The sequence below is a fragment of the Lysinibacillus sp. NPDC093210 genome (genome assembly GCF_044753985.1).
Classification (GTDB): Bacteria; Bacillota; Bacilli; order Bacillales_A; family Planococcaceae; genus Lysinibacillus.
Map to the genome: position 1 here is coordinate 1134538 of NZ_JBIVOE010000001.1, position 5139 is coordinate 1139676.

The 5139-nt window shown below is 37.6% G+C and carries 5 protein-coding genes and 1 tRNA gene; all 6 read right to left on the reverse strand.

Features of this window, described 5'->3' with window-relative positions; genetic code table 11:
- Nucleotides 1-148 precede the first annotated feature (148 nt).
- On the reverse strand, nt 149-1075 hold the full coding sequence (locus ACIP9C_RS05575; RefSeq protein ID WP_401009150.1) for a dipeptidase: 927 nt from the start codon (nt 1073-1075) through the stop codon (nt 149-151).
- Nucleotides 1076-1139: 64 nt separating this feature from the next.
- Nucleotides 1140-1589, reverse strand: a complete 450-nt coding sequence (locus tag ACIP9C_RS05580) for a TraR/DksA C4-type zinc finger protein (RefSeq protein WP_401009151.1) — start codon at nt 1587-1589, stop codon at nt 1140-1142.
- A 73-nt stretch (nt 1590-1662) separates the two neighbouring features.
- A complete protein-coding gene (locus ACIP9C_RS05585) occupies nt 1663-2424 on the reverse strand; it encodes a MerR family transcriptional regulator (RefSeq protein WP_401009152.1) in 762 nt (253 codons plus the stop codon).
- Between the two features lie 135 nt (nt 2425-2559).
- Nucleotides 2560-3333, reverse strand: coding sequence for a DUF7683 domain-containing protein (locus tag ACIP9C_RS05590; protein ID WP_401009153.1), 774 nt, complete (start codon nt 3331-3333; stop codon nt 2560-2562).
- Nucleotides 3334-3651: 318 nt separating this feature from the next.
- On the reverse strand, nt 3652-4863 hold the full coding sequence (locus ACIP9C_RS05595; protein ID WP_401009154.1) for a diaminopropionate ammonia-lyase: 1212 nt from the start codon (nt 4861-4863) through the stop codon (nt 3652-3654).
- 188 nt (nt 4864-5051) lie between these two features.
- Nucleotides 5052-5123, reverse strand: a tRNA-Glu gene (locus tag ACIP9C_RS05600).
- Nucleotides 5124-5139: the final 16 nt, after the last annotated feature.

Consider the following 5139-nt stretch of genomic DNA (forward strand, 5'->3'; position numbering starts at 1 on the left):
CGGGAACAGCACACAACGTAAGACGTAACAAACCGCGCGCTAGCGAGGGTTGCGGCTTACGTTGTGCCTGCGGAAAGCGTCCGCCCGTAGCGGAAATCAACGGCAGTAGTCATCTATATTTATTTTTTAAAAATAAAAAGCAACAACCTTATTTGGTTGCTGCTTTTTTTATATATTGTCTAAAATTATTGTGCGCTATCCCACGAACTTCTTCATCTGTAAAATGCTCACGTAGACGCTCTAATAAATTTTGTGCCTCACCTGCGTGCGCGAGCCCTTTAACTGTAACATCTATTCCGTCAAAATCAGAACCTACTCCGAGATGCTCAATCCCAACGATAGTTGCTAGATGTTTTACATGCGCAATTAAATCATCCATTGTTGCATTGTCCCCAATAAAATGCGGGAAGTAGACTAAATGTATATGACCTCCATGCTCTACAAGTGCCTTTGCCTGTTTATCTGTTAAATTACGTGGGTGGTCGCAAATCGCACGTGCATTACTATGGCTTGCAACAAGATGCTTTGCCAATGGCAGCAAATCCCAGAATCCTTGCTCGTTTAAATGAGATACATCGATAATTATATCCCGCTCATTTAGCATATTAATAACCTCTCTGCCGAAAGGTTTTAACCCAAGACTAGCATCCTGCTCAGCGCCATAGGCTACACCATTCTCTTCATTCCATGTGAGTCCTACCAACATTACACCAGCATCCAAAATTGCCGACAGCTTTGTAATATCCTCACCAATTGCACTACAGCCTTCTAAACTTAAAATAGCACCAATTTCATGAGGCGCTAAAGTATTTAGTTGTGACCATTGCGTAATATGCACCATGCCTTCAGTTTGTAACACTTGTGTATGGAAGGCTTCAATTTGACGCATTACCTCTAAAAATTGCATATTTTGTGGTGTCGCAGGGTCGATAAAAATAGCGAATACCTGCGCCTTCACTTGCCCTAATTGTAATCTTTCTTTACTTGCGTGTAATCGTACATCATCCGCAAATTTTGGTGCTTCTAGCGTCGTTAACTTTAATAATACATCACAATGTAAATCAATTATTTCCATGTCATCACCCCATACAGCCATTATACTGGTCAAGGGAATAATTAGGAAGAAATCCTCGTATTTTTTACATTTTATCTGATGGCGTATCTGACGAGCCAAATTCCTCAAGTTCTTCGAAATCATCTGATTTTGGTAATGCTGATAGTACCTCTTCTTCTACTGGTCGTATTTGATCTTCTCGTTGCTCCGCATGCTCAACACATGTCAATGCATGCGGCATCGCTTCTAAGCGACCTAGCGGAATTTCTTCACCACATTCCGTACACTTGCCATATGTTCCATCTTCAATAGCTTGCAAGGCATTTTTGATCTCCTCAGCATGATCACTGCGGTGCTCATCAATTGCCATCTCTGTAAGCTGGTCTGTTAAATCACTCGCATTATCAGCTGGATGATTATCATAATTGGAGAGCTCTGTTGCCTGAGGACGCTCTGATTCCTCTAGCTGTTGCTCTATTTCCTGTAATTCCTGCTGTAATTGTTTTTTAAACTTTTCTATCATTTGTTGTTTCATGAAAATCTCCTCCTCATACTTTCATTTTTTCCTAAATACTTATTTCTAAAACATCAGTATGAGAAGGAATCCTTTAGTTTTGTGTATATTCTCTAATTACATCATGCAGAAATTGAGTGGCACCAACAGACACATGATTATCGTAATAAGCTGTAAAACGTTCATCTGCTATATACATTTGTGCTAAACCAGCATGTGCTTCTTTCGAATATTTTGGCCATGAAAAGTTCAGCCAACGCTTATGAAGCTCTGCAACTTCCATTGAGACATCACTTTTCACATCGCCTATAGCCATTGCCTCTTTTAATCGTTCAAATAATTGCTGTTCTAATTGTTGCATTGCATTATACTGCTCCTCTGTTAAGTTTCTAAACTTTGCATTCGATGCATCAACCGTTTCTTGACCATAGTTTGCACGAATTTCTTTACCATATTGCTTTTCATTTTCCTCAATTAGCTGCTCTTTAAAGCCCTCAAATTTCTCTTCGTTCGTCATTGGACGTTCCTCCTCAATCGATTGAATTGTTTGGTCTACGGTTTTTAATAATTGATCTAGCTGTTTTTTTCGTTGTAGTAAAGCATCTCGATGTGTTTTTAATGCAGCAGCATGTTGAAAATCAGGTGCGTGAATAATGTTGTGTATCATCTCTAGCTTCATATCTAGTGCTCTATAAAATAAAATTTGCTGAAGCATATCGACTTCATGTTGACCATAAAAGCGATAGCCTGCCTCGTTCGTTCTTGCTGGTTTTAGCAGATTAATTTCATCATAATATCGTAACGTTCTCGTACTTACCCCAGATAATTTGGCAAATTGCTGAATCGTATATTCCATTGCTCTCACCTCCATATTTATACTGTAAACCTTTACGCAGCGTTAAGGTCAAGGGCTATTTAAATAAGTCTAAAATAAAAAGAGCTGTGACCACTTTCCTACTCGCCACAGCTCTTATCAACATGTACAGTTAGCTTAATCCCCCGCACTGAGATAATATTGATACTTATACATATCCATTTTATGTTTTAATTTTTTTTGAAAAAATGGTTGGTTACTCGCTGTAATTGGAAAGACCCCGACAACTGGATGAATATTTGAAAGACCTAATATTTCCCTATATTCCTCTAGTGAAATGTCCGTTAATATTTCCTCACCTACTACGGTATCTTCATGAATTAACGTCCACATCATCATTCTTTCGATGTTCTCTTCACGAATATAAAATGGAGAAACCATTTCTTCTACAAATAAATGATTTTCCCGAGTAAATTGTAATGGTTCCTCTTGATAATGATTTGTTCCAATAAACATATAATAGTCATCTCCAAAATGGACAAAAAAATCTGCAGCGATGAAATGACAAAATAGAAAACCCCGTAACACCATTTTTGCAATGAGAGGAATTTGATCAATCGTTACCTCTTGATCATCTTTTAAGTGAAGATTGTCAAATTTTTCATCATACAATTGGTTATACAAAGCAGAATCTAACCCTACATCAATATAAGTCGTGTTAATCATTGTTAATGATTTTATATCATTGACATGTAAAAACTTCATGATTGTAGCAATATAGGCAGTTTCGACCTCTATATATTTTTCTACTGTAAAGGTTTCACCATCGATTGTCTTCCCAATGTGAGATGGACTTGTCCATTCCACCTCCTTCGTGTAATGCCCCTCATTATTTCGGAAGTCAGGATTATATTTCGTTATCCGCCATTGGTATTTTATGTTTTTACTCACTTTTATCACCTCTTTAGTCATGTTATTTTATGCTGTACAAATACCCCTGTTTTGTTCACATGCATTAGAAGAAAATGATATAGAAACTAAGCTAGCTTCATGAGAACTGCATCCTATTAGAAATATTGATAAAAATAAGATAGTATTTCTAATTTCCATTAAACCTCCTAATCCACTATAAAATTCAGTGAATTTTAAAATTAAATCTACATCTTGTAAACACGTTTATTTGAATTCTACTAAAAGCGAGATGTAAAAATAAATTGCAAGCATTAATATAAAAAAAGCATCTCAATATACCAGAGATGCTCACTTGTACTATTTTGCATACTTACCATGCCACACAATATTTCGATAGTTTTCTACGTCCGTGTCTCCCTCTGTATTCACAAATAGTATAGTTGATTGTGCATTTAGCTGTAATGTCGCCTTTAATTCTGCATAATCCTCATTCGTCATTAACTCATAAAAACATCCGAACGGTGCTGCACCTGATTCTCCTGCAACAATTCGATGATCCGAACCAAGTGGATTTGCTAACACACGCATGCCCGTTGCAGCTATCGTTTCATCACAGCAAATACTTACTTTCGTATACGCCTTTAAAATATCCCAAGCCAAAGGATTTGGCTCTCCACACGCTAGCCCTGCCATAATTGTTTGCATCTCTCCACCGACAGTAACAAAATGGTCAGTGCCAAGTTTAAAGCTCTCATAAAAGCAGTTCGCTACATCTGGCTCTACCAACACAAATGTTATCTTTCGTCCATAAAATTGTTGGAGAATAGCGATGATTGCTCCAGCAAATGAACCTACTCCTGCCTGTAAAAATACATGTGTCGGTGCTTCTTCTAATTGGTCGACTATTTCTTTTGCTAATGTTGTATAGCCTTGCATAATCCATAAAGGAATTTCTTCGTATCCTTCCCACATCGTATCCTGTATAATAACCCAGCCATTGCTATCTGCAAGCTGTGACGTATAACGCACGGTATCATCATAATTCATTGTCGTGATTTCTGCGTATGCCCCTTCGTTCTTAATATTTTGCAAACGCTCTTCCGCGCTGCCAGCAGGCATATAAATACGCGCGTTACAGCCAAGTTCTCTAGCAGCCCATGCAACCCCTCGTCCATGATTGCCATCTGTTGTTGAAATAAATGTTAAATCGCCTAGTTGTGCTTTCACTTCAGGCGACTTTAATTGTTCGAATGACAGTTCATCAATATTTTTACCTAGCAATTTAGCAACATACTGGCCTATTGCATAAATACCACCTAAAACCTTAAATGCATTTAAGCCAAATCGAAATGACTCATCCTTTATGAAAATTTTATTGACCCCTATATGGGATGCTAAAAAATCTAAACTACGTAAAGGTGTCTGTTTAAAACCTTCATATGTACGATGAAATCGTTCCACACGATTAACCTGTTCCACTGTAAAACTTTGTAGTGCATGTTCTAATCGCTCTATGTTTTCCTGTAAATGAAATTGTTGATTGTCTATCCATTTCAAGTTATGGCTCATCCTTATCCCCCTCTATTTATCGTTCATTACTATATTACCTGAAAATTCAATTAAAAAGAATAATAGTATGTACTATAGTAGATACTATTCTATATAAACCGTAAAATTTCGCTTTATTTATTAGCTATCTTTCACTCTAACAAAAAAAACGCAATAAATGTGATGTTCACATTTACTGCGTTTTAGTATGACCCCTACGGGATTCGAACCCGTGTTACCGCCGTGAAAGGGCGGTGTCTTAACCGCTTGACCAAGGGGCCAATGGCGGAGAAGGAG